This is a genomic window from Rhodanobacter sp. FW101-FHT13A11 (assembly GCF_058790335.1).
Genome location: NZ_JBYTCN010000004.1, coordinates 134542 through 150450, shown reverse-complemented (window position 1 = coordinate 150450; position 15909 = coordinate 134542). Strand labels below are relative to the sequence as shown.

The window sequence follows — 15909 nt, the reverse complement described above, 5'->3', positions numbered from 1 at the left end:
GCCTGCCCGACGCGCGGGCTTCGGCGACGGGCATCAGCCAGCGGGTTGGTCAGCAAGGCGGTCGGCGACGTGCACAGCGGAGAGCAGTACCACCAAGTCATCCTGGCCTCGCAGCGGGACCGGGCGGTGCGCGGCCGGTTCCAGAAGCTGGCGCTGGACCTGCTGCCCGCGGGAGCCGACGTGCTGGATTTCGGTGCCGGCACCGGCATCGACGCCAAGGCGTATGCCGCCAGCGGACACCTGACTTTCGTGTACGAACCTGCGGAAGCGATGCACGAGTACCTGGCGCAGTACTGCCACGGCGAACTCGCCCGCAGGAGCATCATCGCGGTGGCGTCGCCGCTCGCGTGCAAGGTGCACGCGGTCACGGCGGACTTCGCGGTACTCAACCATTTCGCGGATCACGCAGCGCTTTTCGAAGAGTTGTCGCGCGTGGTCCGCCCGGGCGGTTTCGTCCTGGCCAGCATGCTCAACCCCTACTACCTCGGTGATGCGCGCTACCGCTGGTGGCGGGCGAACGTCATGAACCTCGCGCGAACCGGTCGCTACGCCATCCCCAGCGAAAGCCGCATCCACCGTTTTGCGCCGCGTGTCGTGGCGCAGGCGGCGGCGCCGTATTTCCGGCTGGAACGGCTCGTGCCGCGCGGTTTCGGATGGATCACCCAGCTCTACATGTTCCTGCTCTTTCGGCGGATCTGAAATGTGGAAGGATTGGATAAGGCCGTTCGTGCGTCCCCTGCCGCAATGGTCGGTGGTGGCCGTTGCGCCCCCGCAGCAGGCGGTCAGCGCCAGCTTGCGCTGGGGCGGCAACGCGGCAGACGTCACGGCGGACCATACCGTGGCCTCGCTCAAGCCGCTCATGATCGCGACCAGTGTCGAGGCCGGCCCGCACCCCCTGCTCGAGTACGTCGACAGCGCCACGGGAAGGCTGCTCGGCGTCTTGCACCTGGAGCAGACAGTCTCCGTCGCGGCCGGAACGGCCTCGCTCGCCCTCTACCGCGTCGCCGCCGGCGAACACCGCTGTCTGGGCTGGCCGCGGCGCCCGTGGAACGCATGGCTGCAGAACCGCCTGATGCGGAAAAACCGCTCGTCGCCCCACTCCGCGCTGGAGCCAGCGGCGGTGCAGCAGCTGATGATCGCCTACCTGTGCCCGCGGCCGGTCGTCCTGGTCTCGGTCGACGCGCCGGGCCACCGGAACATCTTCCCGATGGACCTGATCGGCCCGCTGCAGCGGAGCGGATTTTTTTCGCTCGCGTTGCGCAGCACCAACGTCTCCGTACCGGTCATGCGCGACGTGCGCAGGGTTGCCCTGTCCGGCGTCCCCGCGACGATGAAGGCGGCCGTGTACAAGCTCAGCGAGCATCACAAGCAGCCGCTGCCGGACTGGAACGAGCTTCCGTTCCCGGTACGACTGTCGCGGGAGTTCGGCATTCCCGCGGTGGCCGCGGCGTTGCGCATCCGGGAATTGGCCATCGTGCACAGCCAGGAGATCGGCCCGCACACGTTTTTCCTTTGCCGTATTGCTTCCGACGAAAACTCGGCGGCGGGCATGCAACTTCACCACACGGCCGGCTTCCATCAAGCCTATCGCCGCCGGCAGGGCATGCCGTTTACGGAGGTCTAGCCCGCGCCGCCCGGGAGGAGCGATGGCGGCGAATGGGGAGGTACGGCTTCCTATTTCGTCGCCACCGCGATCGTGAGGCTTTGCAGGAAATGGAAATCCCGGCGTCGCAGCGCGTAGCGTTCATCGTCGGGCGTGCACAGGCGCACCAGCTCGTCGAAATCCTCCGCGTCCATGTACTTTTGCAGGCGTTCCCCCCACGAATCGCGGAAGATGCACTCCAACAGATAACGCTCGTCCGCGTCCGTGAGCGGATGCATGCGCTCGATCATCCGCGTTCGCACGGTCGCATCCCGCAGTCCGGCCTGCTGCAACCATCCGACGAGCGAACGTACCGCGGCGAATTCGCGCTCGCTGCGGCCGTAACGCTCCCGGTAATACGCCCGTACCGCCTCGTTGACGCATTTTTCGAGGCGCGCGTCCCACGCGAAGTACATGTCCGGCACCAGCGAGCTTTGCCCCAGCACGAGGCGCCCGCCCGGGCGCAGCAGCTTCGAGAGGACCCGCACGCCGGCGACGGGATCGCGCAGATGATTGATGGCATTGACGGCCCAGACGAGATCGAAGCTGCCGTCCGCCAGGGGCGGCTGCATCATGTCCGCCTGCAGGATCGGCGCGCCGGCCGGCGCGCTACGGCGAGCGGCAAGGACATGCGCGGTCGCCAGATCCATCCCCACCACCATCGCGCGGCCCCGCATCGACGCGTGGAACCAGGCGACCGCCTCGCCCGTGCCGCAACCGGCGTCGAGCACGCGCGAACCCGCCGGCAGCGACAACGCGTCGATCGCCTCGCACAGCTCGGGTCGGGCGAAAGCGTTGAACAGCCGCAGCTTCTCCGCGTAATCGCGTTGCGGGGTATCGCCGAGCATTCCGGCCATGGCCTGTGTCTTTCCGTCCATCATTCACCCGTGCCCACGGCTTGCGGCCGGCACCGCCGATTCAAGTGCCGTCTTCTCCCCATCGACGATGCCTCGCGCGCGTGCAGGCAGCCCGGTGCCGCGCCGCAATCTTCCGCGCAGGCGGACGAATGGGCGCTCGATCAGGAAATACGATGCCAGCGCCGCGAGGAAAACGAACATCAGGTTCTGCGGAAACGCATTCACCCATGCGCTGGAGCGGTGATCCAGGAAAGGCAATTGCCACAGGTACAGCGAGTAGCTCAGCACGCCGAGAAACACCATCGGTTTCCAGTTGAGGAAGCGTCCGGCCAACGAACTCGCATGGCGCGTGCTCGACTCGATCAGCAACGCGACGCACACGTTCAGCACCGGCGACCCCAGCAGGATCGCCACGGGATGGCTGCCCATGCGATTGATCAGCAGCACCAGAGGTATCGCCAGCACCAGCCAGGGACTGGCGGTCAGGCGCAGGTACCACGTCCGGGTCAGCAACCACGGTCGCAGCAGCGCCAAGGCGCAACCCGCGGCCAGGTAATCGAACATCGCCGGGAAGATCGTCAGCATGCCGCCGGGCAAATGGGGATCAACATGGAACATCCATTCGCGGATGGCCACGCGCACCAACGGGCCCGTGAAGATCGCCGCGACCGCGACGATCAAGGCGCGCCGTTCACGCAAGACCAGCAGCATCAACGGCCACAGCAGATAAAACTGCTCCTCGATCGACAGCGACCAAAGGTGTCCCATTTGCATGGAGCGGTTTGGCTGGAAATTGACCGTGTAGGTGAGGGCGTAGGCAAAATCCCGGCCGGTCAGAGGTACCGCACCCGACAGCGCCGCGATCGCCATGACCAGAATGAACGCATAGAACGCCGGAAAGATGCGCAATACCCGGCGCAAGTAGAACCGCTTCAGCGAGATGGCCCCCGTCATCTCGCGCTCACTCATTAGCAGCGAGGTGATGAGGAACCCGGAGATCACGAAGAACACCAGCACACCGAGATGGGCGACATCGCCGCACCAGCGGCCGTATGCCGCGGTCGAGACGGGAAAATACCGCGTGCCGCTGAGGTGTCCGTAGCACACCATCAGAATCGAGATCGCCCTGATTCCGTCCAGTGACGGCATGCGCCGGTCAGTCGAGTTCAACATGCCTGCTTCACCGTGCCGCGAAAGTGGAAAGCTGCGGATACAAGATCTGAAATGCTCGAACGGTGCAATCGGCGTCCTCCAGCATTGCGCGACGCTGCGCTTCCCCAGCCAGCCGGAGCCGCAATCCCTCATCGGCAAGCACCTGGCGGATGGCGTCCGCCAATGCAGCCCAGTCCTGGACCGGCACGGCCAAGGCTGCCGAAGGCGACCACTCCACGAAATGGCCAACCGCGGTACCGACCGCCGGCACGCCGGCCACCGCGGCTTCCAGCAGGACCAGCGGGCCAGCCTCGTGCAACGAAGACATCACCAGCAGGTCGGCGGAATCCATGAACGGGCGCAATTCGCGCTGGGTCTTGAACCCATGAAAGCGCACGTGCTGCTCCAGTCCAAGCCGGCGCGCCAGCCGCTGCATTTCGCCCTGCAGCGTGTCCTCGCCGACGATGTCCATCCGGAAGTCCAGTCCTGCCTCGGCCAGAACCGCCAGCGCCTGCAGCAGGGTGGATTGATCCTTGACGCGATTGAGGCTGGCGACGTGGATCAGCCGCGCCTGCTTCGCGCCGCGCTCGCGCGGCGCGAGCGGCGGCCAGGCCCGCAGGTCGACGCCGAGCGGCACGCGCCGGGCCTTGAGGCCGAGCGCGTGCAGCGAATCGATGATCGGCGCACTGGCCGCGGTGATGACATCGGCGCCGCGCAGCACCACCGCCTCGCGCAGCCGCCCTTTCCATTTAAGCCGGCCGCCGTAGCCGATCGCGTGCAGCGCGACCAGCTCGCCGCCGGCGACATGCACCAGGCTCGGCCGCCGCAGCCATTTCGCCGCGGCGACGGCGACCAGGCTGCAGGAACCGGAGAAGATCGCCTGGATCACATCGAACGGCGCGCGGCGATGCTCGGCACGGATCGCCGCGATCGCGCGCAGCCGGGTCCAGCCGTCGCCGATGTTGTGCACGGTGGCGCCGGCCAATTCCCAGCAACCGGCCACCGCCTCCTGATGCAAGGCGAAGACATGCACGTCGTGCGCGCGCGCCAGCCGCCCGATCAGCGCCAGCAAGACCGGGATCACGCGGAACTCGCCGCTGCGATCCACCCCGCCCGGCACCACCAGCGCGAGTTTCATCCCGCCCTCCGCTGCCGGTCGTCAAGCAGCTGCGCATAGGCCTCCGCCCAGCGGCGGCCCAGCGCGGCGAACGACAGCGTGGCGTCGAAGTGGGCGCGCACCTGTGCCGGCGATGGCCGGTTCGCCGCGACATCGACCAGCGCCTCGGCCAGCGCCGCGGCATCGCCGCAGGGCCACCGGCGACCGACGCGGCCGTCGCCGGTCAGCATGCGGAACGCGGGGATGTCGGTGACCACCGGCGCCACGCCGCAGGCCAGCGCCTCCAGCAGCGCATAGCCGCAGCTCTCGGCATGGCTGCCCGCGACGAACAGGTCCGCGGCCTGCAGCAGCGTCTCGACCCGCGCATGCGCCACCTTGCCGAGCAGATGCACGCGCCCGGCCAGCCGCGGATCGCGCGCGATGCGCTGCTGTACCGCGTCGAGCAGCGGCGCGTTGCCGAACACGCACCACAGCTGCAGGCCGGGCAGGCGCGGCACGGCCTGGGCCACGCCGTCGAGCACGCTCAGCGGATCCTTGCCGGAGTTCAGATGGCCAACCCACAGCACGCAGGGATCGCCGTGCAGGCCGGTTTCGGCGCGGGCGCGGGCGCGATCGCCCGGAGTGAAGCGGCTGCTGGATTCGGGTATCGCGAACAGCCGCGTATGGGGCCCGAACAGGCCGGCGCGGGTGAACGGTTGCGCCAGTTCGGACGCGGTGAAGGCGACGCCCGCGGCCGCTGCATACCGGCGCCGCCACCACGGCCGCCGCCACCAGCGCGGCAGCCGGTCGGCATGGTCCTGGAAAACGATCGGCAGCTGCGGCAGGCATTGCGCCAGGTCGAATGCATCGGCGGCGAAGCCCAGGCTATGCACGTGCAGCACATCGGGCCTGACCTCGTCCAGCACCTCGGCGAGGCGGCGCGTCCGGTCGGCGCCGGGAACCGTGACGAAACGGTAGTCGATGCCGTTGCGCATCACGCACTCCTGGCGTGCCGCCAGCTGGATCACCGACACGCGGGTGCCGGCACTGGCCGCCGCTTCGGCGACATCGGCCAGCGAAGGCCATTGCTCGAAGACGTCGGCCGAGGCGAGGCCCGCCGGCAGCGGCAGGAAATTGATCTGCGCCACGTGCACGGCCGGCGCAGGCCTAGGCGCGCGGGCCACAGAAACTGTCCGGGCTGCAAAGTCCTGCCTACGGTCCATTTTTCCGCCGCCTCTTGGCCCATGGAACCACCATGGGCCGGCGAATCGTCGAAAAACTGTCCTCGCAGCCAGAACTTTTCGCCTCGAACATTTCTGTGGTCCCCACGCCTAGAGGCCCGATACCTGCGGCATGCGCAGGCGCACCAGCCGGTTCGCCAGGTTCAGTTCCCACGGCCGATCGTACTTGCGCAAGCGGTAGCGCCACCCGGCCATCGCGCTCAGGTTGCGCTTGGCCCACGGCGGCGCACGCAGGTCCTGCACCGTGGGATAGCGGCAGCGCAGCACGGTGACGAAGTCGTTGATGCGATGGCGCAGCCGGTCGGTGAGCCAGGGCGCATCGACGTGGCAGGCGTAGTCGACCCAGCGCGGCCGGGTCCACTCGTCCGGCGTGGTGGGGAACACCACCGGTTCGCCGTCGAGGTCGAGCAGCGGCGCGCCCGGCCGCTTGCTGCGGTCCTTTTCGTGGCGGCTGTGCTCCGGCAGCGGCGTGTAGACGTAGATGACGATCTCCGTCTGCGGATTGATCCGCTTCAGCTCGCGGATGAACTCGAAGGTGCGCTCGGTCTCTTCCTCGGTGTTCTCCGGCGGCGCGACCATGAACGACAGCTCGGGGATCACGCCGTAGCGGCGGCACTGCTCGACCACCGCCAGGGTCTGGTCCGGGCGCGTGCCCTTGCGGATGTCGTGCAGCATCTGCTCGCTGGGCGATTCCGCGCCGATGTAGACCATCCGCAGCCGGCTCTTGCGCACCAGTTCCCACGAGCGCTCCGACAGCTTCAGCAACGCGTCCGCGCGGGCAAAGCACCACCACGGCAGTTCGAACCGGGCCATCACTTCGAGCAGCGGCACCATGTCCGCCTCGCGGTCGAAGAAGTTGTGGTCGAAGTACTGCACCGCATCGGCGCCCAGCTCGTGCTTGAGATAGCTCAGCTCGCGCTCGAGCCGCGCGGCCGCCGGCAGGAAGGTGGCGCCGCCGAACATCGCCGCCACGCCGCAGAAGGTGCAGTGGTAGCGGCAGCCGATCGCCGCCTGGTGCGCGACGGTGCGCTGGCCGAGGTAGGTGCGCGCCAGGTAGCGGCGCGGATCGCCGAGCTTGTCGTAGGGCAGCAACCCCGCGGGGTCGTTGCGCATGATGCGGCGGGCCGGGTTGTGCACCACCGTGCCGGCGTTCTTCCAGGACAGCCCGGCGATCCGTTCCAGTGCGGGGCCGCTGCCGCCAAGCGTGGCGACCAGCTCCGACAGGGTCTCCTCGCCCTGCGCGCGGACCGCGTAGTCGACGTAGGGCGCGGCCAGCGTCGCCTCCGTGTGCAGGGTGGGGAAGTAGCCGCCCCAGATGATCGGCAGCGCAGGAAAGCGTTCGCGGATCGCCTGCGACACGGCGATCGCCGGCGCCACCTGCGGGCCGCCCATCACGCCGATGCCGACGGCGTCGAAGCGCTCCTGTTCCATCGCGCGCAGGGTGTCGTTGACGAAGTCGCGGTCCACGTTGCCGTCAATGATCCGGCTGCTGCCGCTGCGGTCTAGCGCCGCCGCCAGGTGCAGCAGCGCCAGCGGGAACCGCGCGCTGGTACGCGAGGTGATGGTGGGATTGATCAGCAAGGTGCGCGGCCGGGTCATGGGCAGGCCTGCAGGCAGGCGGCGTCAGGCGTCCGTCGCAGCTGGAACACCAGCGCGACGGGAACCTCCAGCGCCCTGCGGTCGAAGTGCGCGCCGGCGGGGATATCGGCCGGGTCGAGCATGGGTTCCAGCACGCGCTCGATGCGCAGCCCGAGCACCGCGCAGGCGCGATGCCAGTGGCTGTACAGATGCGGCGTGTGCCGCACGGCGTAGCTCAGGCCGCCGGACTTGAAATCGCGCCGCCAGCCCAGCGCATGCCCGATCGGATGCACGTCGCTGCACAGCAGCGTGCCGCCGGGCCGGGTCACCCGGCACAGCTCGGCCAGCGACTGCTCAAGGTCGTCGAGGTGTCCGACGACCAGGCCGCACACCGTCAGGTCCGCCCGGGCATCCGGCAGCGGCAGCGCGGCCAGGCTGCCCTGCACCAGCGCGACCGGCGCGTCGGCGTGCAGCGCACCCAGTTCCGCGCCGGCGCGTTCCAGCATCTGCGGCGAAAGATCCACGCCGGCCACGCGTGCCGCGCCGCGGCGCAGCGCATGCAGCATGTAGCGCCCGCTGCCGCAGCCGACGTCGAGCACCGCCTGTCCGTGCAATGCGGCGGGCATCAGCCCGAGCATCGCGCGCTCCTCGGCCTGCATCACCGGATTGTGCGCATGCGCCGGATAGCTGGGCGCCCACAGTGCGTAGGCCGCGCGTGGTTCGAGCATGGAGGGGCCGGACATCAGTAGCACCCGGCTTCGACGGTGGCACCACACGCGCGCCCGCTGTGCCCGGCGACCCGCTCACACTCGAGCCCGGGCTCGAGCGCGAGCAGCGCCGGCTCGGCCAGCGGCCCGGCCAGCAGTTTCGGCTTGCCGTCCAGCGTTACCGGCACGGCGTCCACGCCGGCGGCCGCGAACCATTCGGCGAAATCCGGATCGGCGATGCGCGGAACGCCGTCGCGCACCACGGCGCGGATGTCGCTGCGCCGGATGCCCGCCAGGCTGCTTTCCGCGTCGCCGCCGCGGTCCTCGACGATCACCAGGTCCGCCCGTGCGCCCGGCGCGAGGCTGCCGCGCCCGGGCAGGCGCAGGATGCGCGCGGCCGCGGTGGTCACCAGTTCCAGCAGCTGCGCGGGGCCGAGCTCGCCGCGGGCAACCACCCCGCGCATCTCGTCGAGCAGGTCGCGCGCACCGCTGAGCCGCGAGTCGCTGCCCAGCGCGAGGCGCCCGGCCGCGCACAGCCGCCGCGGGTCCAGCGAGCGCCCGAGCAGGGTGCGGTTGCTGGTCGGGCACCAGACCACCGCCGCACCGCTGGCGATCACCCGGTCGACGTCGCGCTTGCGCAGGCCCACGCCGTGAACCAGCACGCTGTTCGCCGCCAGGCAACCCAGCCGGTCCAGCTGATCGAGTTCCGCCTGCGCCGTCGCGTCGGTGCCTTCGGCCAGGTGGATCAGCCACGGGCGATCGGCGGGCGTGGCGGCGAAGCTCGACGGCACCGGCGGACCATAACCGGGCCAGCCCAGCGCGTAGCTCCAGCCGTAATCGCGCAGCAGCGCCACCGGAAAATCCATCGCGTCGAGCGCCGGGTGCCAGGGATCGTGATGCGCCACGCAGGTGGTGCCGGCGAGCAGGTTCTTCAGCGCGCCGTGGCGCATCCGCAGCGCCTTCGACACCTGCAGCGCGGCGGCCACGGCAGGCTCCTTGAAGTGCGCCTGGAACGCCGCGATCCAGGCGTAGCTGTTGGGAAACGGCGCCGCCGTGCGCAGCGGCGGCACGGCGTTGACGTGCAGATGCTCGTGCGCGTTGATCATGCCGGGGAAGATCAGGTGGTCGTGCAGGTCGATCCGCCAGGCCCGCGCGGCCAGCGAGGAGCCGATCCGCCCGGCCCGGATCGGCAACGGCGCGCGCGAGGCGCCTGCGGGCGCGATCGACACCGCGCGGCACAGGCTGACGTCCAACGCGGCCTGGAGTACGTCCATCGCTCAGCGCCGTCGCATCACGATCAGGAAGTGATCGCCCATGTCGCGCAGCAGCGGCAGCGCGCCCAAGCGGTCGTCGAGCCAGCCCAGCCGCTCGCACCAGCGGCGGTGGCGGCGGTAGTAGTCCACCAGGTAGGGCGGCGGCATGAACAGGCTCAGCGCGCGGTGGCCCGCCAGCAAGAAGTGCCCGGCGAACGCGCGGTAGAACTCGCGCGGCAGGTAGTAGCGGGTCCAGATCGTGTGGCGGTTCATGCCCACCGCGGTGGCGCCGCGCGCGGCGCGCACGCCGGCGCGCCGGAAGCGGCCGCGCAGCGCGTAGTGCCCCAGCTCCCACGGGCAGATCCGGCCCATCACCGAAAAGACCAGCCGGCCGCCGGGCCGCAGCAGGCGCGCGCATTCGCCCGCCACGCTGCCGAGATCCGGCGCGCAGTTCAGCGGGCCGAAGTTCGAGTAGATGCCGTCGAACGCGTCGTCGAGCCGGTCGAGCTGCTGGATGCCGAGATGGATCGCGCTGACGCGGGCCTGCTGATCCTCGGCGACCGCGCGTGCCCAGGTGCGCGCGACCATCCGCGGCGACCAGTCGCTGGCGACGACCTGGTGGCCGCGCCGGGCGAATTCGAGGGCGTCGATGCCGGTGCCGCAGCCCAGGTCGAGCAGGCGCGAGGCGGTCGGGAACTCGCCCTGCACGGCGTCCCACAGGGCCAGCCGCATGCGCTGGACCAGCTCGTTGTTGCCGCGCGGGCCGTCGTAATCGGCGGCGACGCTGTCGAAGGCGCGCTGCGTGTCGAGCAGTTGCGCCTCGTCCAGGGACAGGTCGGCACACGGCCGGCGAGCGTCCGGGGCGGGTCCGGCCGTGCTCCCGCATTCAAGTGTGTGCTGCCCGTTCATGCCGACCTCTCGTCCACCGCCATGCCGCCAGCGATTCGCCGCCACGACCGGGCCAGCCGCCGGTCGGCCCGGGTCTCCATGCCCACCGTGGTGAGTGCCGGTACGGGCCGCTTTGGTTGAATGCCCGGCCGGCGCAGGCGAAAGCGGGCTACCCCCGCGCAGGCCGCCGCGCGACGTTCCTCGCCAAGGCCGCGGACGAACCCAGGAAGACCGCCAGCAGCAGGCCGATCCCCCAGGTCAGCTCCGGGTTCGGAAACGCCTGTTTGTCGGGGACATAGACCGGCCACATCATCGATGTCTGGTAGGTGTAGGTAGGTCCGAGGCGCTCGACGAGATCGATCCGCAGCTGGCGCAGGCCGCGGATCTCCTCGTTCTTGTTGGCCAGCAGCAGGCTGGCGAGCACCGGATCCGCGATGTCCTTGCCGCCCGTCCCGCCCCTGTGTCCCGGCGCGGCGGCCTGCTCATAGTGGGCGCGGTCGGCCTCGGCGGTCTGCAGGTCGACCTCGACCTGGGCCAGCCGCGCGCGCGCCGCCCGCAGCGGCGCCTCCTCCAGGCCCTGGTGGACCATGCGCAGCCGGGCGACCGTCGCCGCGGCGAGCTCGCTGGCCTGCTGCCGGGAGTAGCCCCGCACGCTCAGCTTGACCAGCGAGCCCGCGTAGAGCAGCGGCTCCAGTTTCAGGCTCTTGCGGTAAAGCTGGGCCACCGACGACGTCTTCGCATAGCCGGCACCGTGCAGGATCTCGTTTTCGAACGGCACCAGCTGCAGCCGCTCGATCACGCGCTGCAGCGGCTCGACCTTCGGGTCCTGGCCCGGCGGCACCTGCCCGACCTGGCCGATCTGGATCCACGCGGTCGCCTCCCACTGGCGCTTCACCAGGTGCGCGAAGGCGTAGGTGCAGGCCAGGGTCAGCACCAGCACGAGCACGAACCACTTCCACTCGCGGGTGAAGATCCGCCACAGGTCGATCAGATAGATTTCATCGTGTTCCATGGTCCGCTACTCGCTGGTGAGAAGATGGGGACGGGGTGGGCGCAACGGCCGGCGCCCTCCGGTTCGGCAGCCATGTCGCCATGGCCGGCAGCAACAGGCAGATGCCGATGAAGCCGGCGTTGGTCCAGGTGAAGGCCTGCGGCCCGAACGGCGACATCACGCAGACGTAGGCGACGCGCAGGAAAATCAGCAGGGAAAACAGCGGCACCGCCGGGCGCAGCCGCTGCACGCTCCACAGCAGCATCGCGTACAGCGCGAACACCGCCAGCGCGGCGCCGAACGGGCCGAACGCCATCAGGAAAGGAAAGAACTCGGTGCCCACGTTGATGTTCGGCGCATCCAGCGGGATGCCCGTGCCGGCCGTCGCCACCGAGCCGTGCAGCGGCACCAGCTGGTTGATCAGGAAGTCGGCGTTGCGGTAGCCCTTGGCCAGGATCGCGCTGAAGTTGTAGGGACCCGCGCTGGCATACAGGAGCAGCCATTTGATGCCTTGCGGGGCGGCGTGGTACGTCGCGCTGAACGGCAGCGTGATGTGCTCCAGCGGCCCGGAGCGCAGCATGCCGAGGATCGAGAAGATGCTGCTGCCGGCGAGCGCCAGGCCAAGCAGGGTCCTCCACGGCAGCGGCCTGGCCTCGTCACGGCGCAGCACGAGCACCAGCCCGAACGAGAAGAAGGTGGCGAACAGCCGGTTGCGGTCGATCACCAGCACCGGAAACACGAAGCCGATGGCGATGAGCGCGATGCGCAGCCGCCGGCTCCTGGCGCAAAGCAGTCCGATCGGCGGCAGCACCCAGCACATGTCCGAAACATGCCGGATGTGCGCGCGGCCGCCGTCCATCGAGGCATAGGCCGACGGCTTGTCGAACAGCGGGATCGGGAACAGCGCGAGGTCGAGCAGGCAGAACACCACGATCAGCCCGGCCAGCGACAGCGCGAGGAACGCCTCGCGGGTGCCGGCGTAATGGCGCACGCGGAACCGGGCCAGCTCCGGCAACCGCACCCCTGCCTGCACGTCGAACAGGATGATGGCCGCCGCGAGCACGGCCAGCAGCAGCAGGCCCTGCAGGTAGTCGGCGGAAAGATCGTAGGTGAGCCAGGTCAGCCCGCAGGCGAACAGGATCGGCGGGCCCAGCCAGGTGGAGGGAAGGCGCAGCAGCCGCTTCATGTTCCCTCCGCGCCGTGGGCCGCCGGCGGCTGCCTGGCCCTGGCGGCCACGACCAGCGACAGGTAGGCCGTCATGTGCAGCAGCAACGGCCCCGGCCTGCGTTCCAGGAACGAGATCTTGGCGCCGATGTAATGCGACTGCGCGCGCAGCAGGGTCCGGTACGGCTCGTCGAACAGGCCGACCCGGCGCAGCGCGATGTGCCTCGACTCGACGAGGTTGCCGAGGCGGGTCTCGATGTGCCGCGTCCGGCTCAGGTTCGCCTCGTGCATGCGGTATGCGCAGACGCCGACGTCGACGAAGCCGAGCGCGTCGCGCGCGGCCAGGCGCAGGAACAGGTCCCAGTCCTCGATGCGCAGCCCCTCGCTCCAGCGGTCGACGGTGTCGAGCGCGCTCTTCCTGATCAGCGCGACCGGCCCGCCGACCGCCCACTGCCGGATCACCGCGCGGCGGATGCCGTCGTCGGAGCGGTACAGGCTCTTGTCGGCGCCGTGCAGGTCGCACATGCCGCTGTCGTGCAGCTTCCTGCCGTCCTGGTCGACCACCACCGAATCGCCGATCACCGCGCCCTTGCCCGGGTGCGCCTGCAGGTAGCGGACCTGGGCATCGAGGCCGCCGGGCAGCAGGTAGTCGTCGCTGGCGCCCGGCCGCAGGAACTCGCCGTTCGCGCGCGCCGCCAGCTCGTTGAGGGTCGCGGCGATGCCGCGGTTCTCCCGCCGCACGTACTCGATGGGGATGTCCATGCAATGCGTGGCCACCCAGTCGGCGATCCGCGCGCCGGTGCGGTCGGTCGAGCCGTCGTCGATGACGATCAGCTCCTTCGCCGGATAGGGGTCTTCCAGCACGCTGTCCAGGCAACGCCGCACGAAGCGCTCGTGGTTGAACGCCGGGATGAGCACCGAGACCAGCGGCGGCGCCGCGCCTTTCGATACTTCGTGCGCCATCGTCACTGCCCTCCCAGGTAGCGCCGCACGACCAGCACGTTGAACGCGAGGTAGGCGAGGTAGTTGGCGGCGAAGGCGTACATCGCGCCGACCAGGCCGAAGTGCGCGGTGAACGCGTAGACCAGCGCCAGGTAGCTGGCCGCGAACACGCACTCGGAGATCACGAACAGCCGCGTCATGGCCTTGGCCAGCATCACGTAGGAAAGGATGAAGGAGGCGATCTTGATGACGTCGCCTGCCAGCTGCGGCCCGTACAGCGCATTGGCGGGCGCGAAGTCCGCGCTGAACAGCAGGCGCGTCACCCATTCCCGCAGCACGTACACCGCCGCCGCCAGCGCGACCACCACGGGCAGAATGTAGCGGTACGCGTTGCGCAGCTCGGCCACCAGCGCGGCGCGTCCCTGGATCGACGCGAGCTTGGGCAGGTAGTAGATGTTGATGGCCGCGGTGAGGAACAGCAGGTAGGCGTCCGACACCTTGCTCACCGCCTGCCAGTAGCCGACCTGCTCCCAGCCGAGCTGCAGCGCGAGATGGTCGCGCACCGCGATATTCACCAGCGGCGAGACCAGGGCGGCGGTGAGCGTCATCACCGAAAAGGCCGCCAGCCGCAGGGTCATCTCGCGGTCGAAGCGCAGCCGCAGCATGCTGCGCTGGAAGTACGGGCTGCGCCACCACGCCGGCAGGCCGATCACGAGCCACAGCAGCTGGCCCACGATCAGCGCCAGCAGGGCACCGTACAGATGCAGCCAGCGCGCCAGCCAGACCACCATCACGATGCCGAGCAGCGAGCCCAGCACCTGGATCAGCGCCAGCCGGCGCACGTCCATGAAACCGTTGATCACGGCCAGGATGTAGTTGACCAGCGCGATGCCGAGCTGGGCCACCGCGAGCACGCGAATCAGGCCCGCGTAGGCGGGATCGTCCAGCAGCCACAGGGCAAGCTGCCGGCTGAACAGCAGCGCCAGGCAACCCATCAGGACGGAGGCGCACAGCGCGTACCACAGCGCCGCGGCCAGCAGGCGCGCCAGGCGCGGCGGATCGTGCCGGTATTCGGCAACGTACTTCACGATGCCGGCGCCGATGCCGCCGCCGGCGAGCACGGCCAGCAGCGACATCAGGCTCATGAACTGGCCCAGCTTGCCCACGCCCTCGGGTCCGGCGAACCAGGCCACCAGCTTGACCGCCACCAGCGCCACCAGCAGCCGCGCCCCAGTGGCGAGCGCGGAATAGAAGCCGGCGCGGACGATGTTCATGCCGGACACGCAAACGCGTTGCAGGCGGCGATCACGCGCTCCACCGCGTCCTCGCCCAGGGTCGGCCCCATCGGCAGGCTCAGCACTTCCTCGTGCAGGCGCTCGGTCAGCGGCAGCCGCAGATCGTGCAGGGCCGGGTAGGCCGGCTGCCGGTGCGGCGGCACCGGGTAGTGCACCTGGCTGTGGATGCCGTGCGCCAGCAGATGCCGCTGCAGCGCGTCGCGGCAGAGGCAGCGCACCACGAACAGGTGCCAGGCATGCTGCTCCTCGTGCGCCACCTGCGGCAGCCGGATCTGCGGATGGCGGATGCCGTCGCGATAGCGGCGCGCCACGCGGCGGCGCCAGGCGACGTCCTCGTCGAGATGGCGCAGCTTCACCCGCAGCATCGCCGCCTGGATCTCGTCGAGCCGCGAGTTGACGCCCTGATACAGGTGGCGGTACTTCACCTCGGAACCGTAGTTGCGCAGCGCCGCGATCCGCTGCGCCAGCCGGGCGTCGCCGGTCGCCACCGCGCCGCCGTCGCCCAGCGCGCCCAGGTTCTTGACGGGGAAAAAGCTGAAGGCCGCCGCGTCGCCGAACGCGCCGGCCTTGCAGCCATCGCTGCCGGCGCCGTGCGCCTGCGCCGCATCCTCGATCAGCAGCAGCTGGTGCCGCCGGGCCAGCGCCGCCAGCGCCGGCATGTCGGCCAGCTGGCCGTACAGGTGCACCGCCATGATCGCGCGCGTGTGCGGCCCGATCGCCGCCTCCACGCGGGCCGGGTCGAGGTTGAAGCTCAGCGGATCGGGTTCCACCGGCACCGGCGCCAGCCGGTTCTCGCTGACGGCGAGGAAGCTGGCGATGAAGGTGTTGCCGGGCACGATGACCTCGTCGCCCTCGCCGAGCGCGCCGAGCTGCCGGTAGCCGCGCAGGATCAGCGACAGCGCGTCCAGCCCGTTGCCCACGCCCACGGCATGGCGCACGCCGCAATAGGCGGCGAACTCGCGCTCGAAGGCCGCCAGCTCCTCGCCCATGATGTACCGGCCCGAGTCGATCACCCGCGCGGCCGCCGCCTTCAGCTCGTCGGCATGGCGCGCGTTGATCGCCCTGACGTCGAGGAACGGGACGTCCACCAGGCCGGCTTCCAT

At 69.8% G+C, this 15909-nt stretch carries 15 protein-coding genes; 2 read left to right on the top strand and 13 right to left on the bottom strand.

Translation table 11 applies throughout. The features are described from left to right. Positions 1–45: 45 nt before the first annotated feature. Together AC3WRN_RS06595 and AC3WRN_RS06590 are read left to right on the top strand one after the other, a co-directional pair. Positions 46–699, top strand: coding sequence for a class I SAM-dependent methyltransferase (locus AC3WRN_RS06595; protein WP_492622367.1), 654 nt, complete (start codon positions 46–48; stop codon positions 697–699). 1 nt (position 700) lies between these two features. Beyond that, on the top strand, positions 701–1624 hold the full coding sequence (locus tag AC3WRN_RS06590; protein WP_492622366.1) for a flavin reductase: 924 nt from the start codon (positions 701–703) through the stop codon (positions 1622–1624). Between the two features lie 50 nt (positions 1625–1674). On the opposite strand, the gene AC3WRN_RS06585 is transcribed toward AC3WRN_RS06590, so the two are convergent. From AC3WRN_RS06585 to AC3WRN_RS06525, 13 genes are all read right to left on the bottom strand, one after another. Further along, entirely contained in the window at positions 1675–2499 is an 825-nt protein-coding gene (locus AC3WRN_RS06585) for a class I SAM-dependent methyltransferase (protein WP_492622365.1), read from the bottom strand. A 24-nt stretch (positions 2500–2523) separates the two neighbouring features. Further along, positions 2524–3672, bottom strand: coding sequence for an acyltransferase family protein (locus AC3WRN_RS06580; RefSeq protein WP_492622364.1), 1149 nt, complete (start codon positions 3670–3672; stop codon positions 2524–2526). Positions 3673–3679: 7 nt separating this feature from the next. Then, a complete protein-coding gene (locus AC3WRN_RS06575) occupies positions 3680–4789 on the bottom strand; it encodes a glycosyltransferase family 4 protein (protein WP_492622363.1) in 1110 nt (369 codons plus the stop codon). Further along, positions 4786–5901, bottom strand: coding sequence for a glycosyltransferase family 4 protein (locus AC3WRN_RS06570; RefSeq protein ID WP_492622472.1), 1116 nt, complete (start codon positions 5899–5901; stop codon positions 4786–4788). The genes AC3WRN_RS06575 and AC3WRN_RS06570 overlap by 4 nt, the downstream gene beginning before the upstream one ends. A gap of 177 nt (positions 5902–6078) precedes the next feature. Further along, a complete protein-coding gene (locus AC3WRN_RS06565) occupies positions 6079–7587 on the bottom strand; it encodes a B12-binding domain-containing radical SAM protein (protein ID WP_492622362.1) in 1509 nt (502 codons plus the stop codon). After that, on the bottom strand, positions 7584–8309 hold the full coding sequence (locus AC3WRN_RS06560) for a class I SAM-dependent methyltransferase (protein ID WP_492622361.1): 726 nt from the start codon (positions 8307–8309) through the stop codon (positions 7584–7586). Before AC3WRN_RS06560 ends, AC3WRN_RS06565 begins: the two co-directional genes overlap by 4 nt. Further along, a complete protein-coding gene (locus AC3WRN_RS06555; RefSeq protein ID WP_492622360.1) occupies positions 8309–9547 on the bottom strand; it encodes an amidohydrolase family protein in 1239 nt (412 codons plus the stop codon). The genes AC3WRN_RS06560 and AC3WRN_RS06555 overlap by 1 nt, the downstream gene beginning before the upstream one ends. Positions 9548–9550: 3 nt before the next feature. Beyond that, positions 9551–10435 carry a class I SAM-dependent methyltransferase gene (locus AC3WRN_RS06550; protein ID WP_492622359.1) on the bottom strand — a complete coding sequence of 295 codons (885 nt, stop codon included), beginning with the start codon at positions 10433–10435 and terminating at the stop codon, positions 9551–9553. A 148-nt stretch (positions 10436–10583) separates the two neighbouring features. Then, complete coding sequence (locus tag AC3WRN_RS06545; protein WP_492622358.1) at positions 10584–11426, bottom strand: Wzz/FepE/Etk N-terminal domain-containing protein; 843 nt, start codon at positions 11424–11426, stop codon at positions 10584–10586. Continuing rightward, positions 11413–12591 carry a hypothetical protein gene (locus tag AC3WRN_RS06540; RefSeq protein ID WP_492622357.1) on the bottom strand — a complete coding sequence of 393 codons (1179 nt, stop codon included), beginning with the start codon at positions 12589–12591 and terminating at the stop codon, positions 11413–11415. The genes AC3WRN_RS06545 and AC3WRN_RS06540 overlap by 14 nt, the downstream gene beginning before the upstream one ends. Next, complete coding sequence (locus AC3WRN_RS06535) at positions 12588–13532, bottom strand: glycosyltransferase family 2 protein (RefSeq protein ID WP_492622356.1); 945 nt, start codon at positions 13530–13532, stop codon at positions 12588–12590. The genes AC3WRN_RS06540 and AC3WRN_RS06535 overlap by 4 nt, the downstream gene beginning before the upstream one ends. A gap of 2 nt (positions 13533–13534) precedes the next feature. Next, entirely contained in the window at positions 13535–14785 is a 1251-nt protein-coding gene (locus tag AC3WRN_RS06530) for an O-antigen translocase (protein ID WP_492622355.1), read from the bottom strand. Continuing rightward, positions 14782–15909 carry a DegT/DnrJ/EryC1/StrS family aminotransferase gene (locus tag AC3WRN_RS06525; protein ID WP_492622354.1) on the bottom strand — a complete coding sequence of 376 codons (1128 nt, stop codon included), beginning with the start codon at positions 15907–15909 and terminating at the stop codon, positions 14782–14784. The genes AC3WRN_RS06530 and AC3WRN_RS06525 overlap by 4 nt, the downstream gene beginning before the upstream one ends.

What these genes read in the sequence shown, in the direction of transcription:
- AC3WRN_RS06590 (WP_492622366.1), top strand. Translation starts at nt 701, where the DNA reads ATGTGGAAGGATTGGATAAGGCCGTTCGTGCGTCCCCTGCCGCAATGG.
- AC3WRN_RS06585 (WP_492622365.1), bottom strand. Translation starts at nt 2,499, where the DNA reads ATGGCCGGAATGCTCGGCGATACCCCGCAACGCGATTACGCGGAGAAG.
- AC3WRN_RS06580 (WP_492622364.1), bottom strand. Translation starts at nt 3,672, where the DNA reads ATGTTGAACTCGACTGACCGGCGCATGCCGTCACTGGACGGAATCAGG.
- AC3WRN_RS06575 (WP_492622363.1), bottom strand. Translation starts at nt 4,789, where the DNA reads ATGAAACTCGCGCTGGTGGTGCCGGGCGGGGTGGATCGCAGCGGCGAG.
- AC3WRN_RS06565 (WP_492622362.1), bottom strand. Translation starts at nt 7,587, where the DNA reads ATGACCCGGCCGCGCACCTTGCTGATCAATCCCACCATCACCTCGCGT.
- AC3WRN_RS06560 (WP_492622361.1), bottom strand. Translation starts at nt 8,309, where the DNA reads ATGTCCGGCCCCTCCATGCTCGAACCACGCGCGGCCTACGCACTGTGG.
- AC3WRN_RS06555 (WP_492622360.1), bottom strand. Translation starts at nt 9,547, where the DNA reads ATGGACGTACTCCAGGCCGCGTTGGACGTCAGCCTGTGCCGCGCGGTG.
- AC3WRN_RS06550 (WP_492622359.1), bottom strand. Translation starts at nt 10,435, where the DNA reads ATGAACGGGCAGCACACACTTGAATGCGGGAGCACGGCCGGACCCGCC.
- AC3WRN_RS06545 (WP_492622358.1), bottom strand. Translation starts at nt 11,426, where the DNA reads ATGGAACACGATGAAATCTATCTGATCGACCTGTGGCGGATCTTCACC.
- AC3WRN_RS06540 (WP_492622357.1), bottom strand. Translation starts at nt 12,591, where the DNA reads ATGAAGCGGCTGCTGCGCCTTCCCTCCACCTGGCTGGGCCCGCCGATC.
- AC3WRN_RS06535 (WP_492622356.1), bottom strand. Translation starts at nt 13,532, where the DNA reads ATGGCGCACGAAGTATCGAAAGGCGCGGCGCCGCCGCTGGTCTCGGTG.
- AC3WRN_RS06530 (WP_492622355.1), bottom strand. Translation starts at nt 14,785, where the DNA reads ATGAACATCGTCCGCGCCGGCTTCTATTCCGCGCTCGCCACTGGGGCG.
- AC3WRN_RS06525 (WP_492622354.1), bottom strand. Translation starts at nt 15,909, where the DNA reads ATGGAAGCCGGCCTGGTGGACGTCCCGTTCCTCGACGTCAGGGCGATC.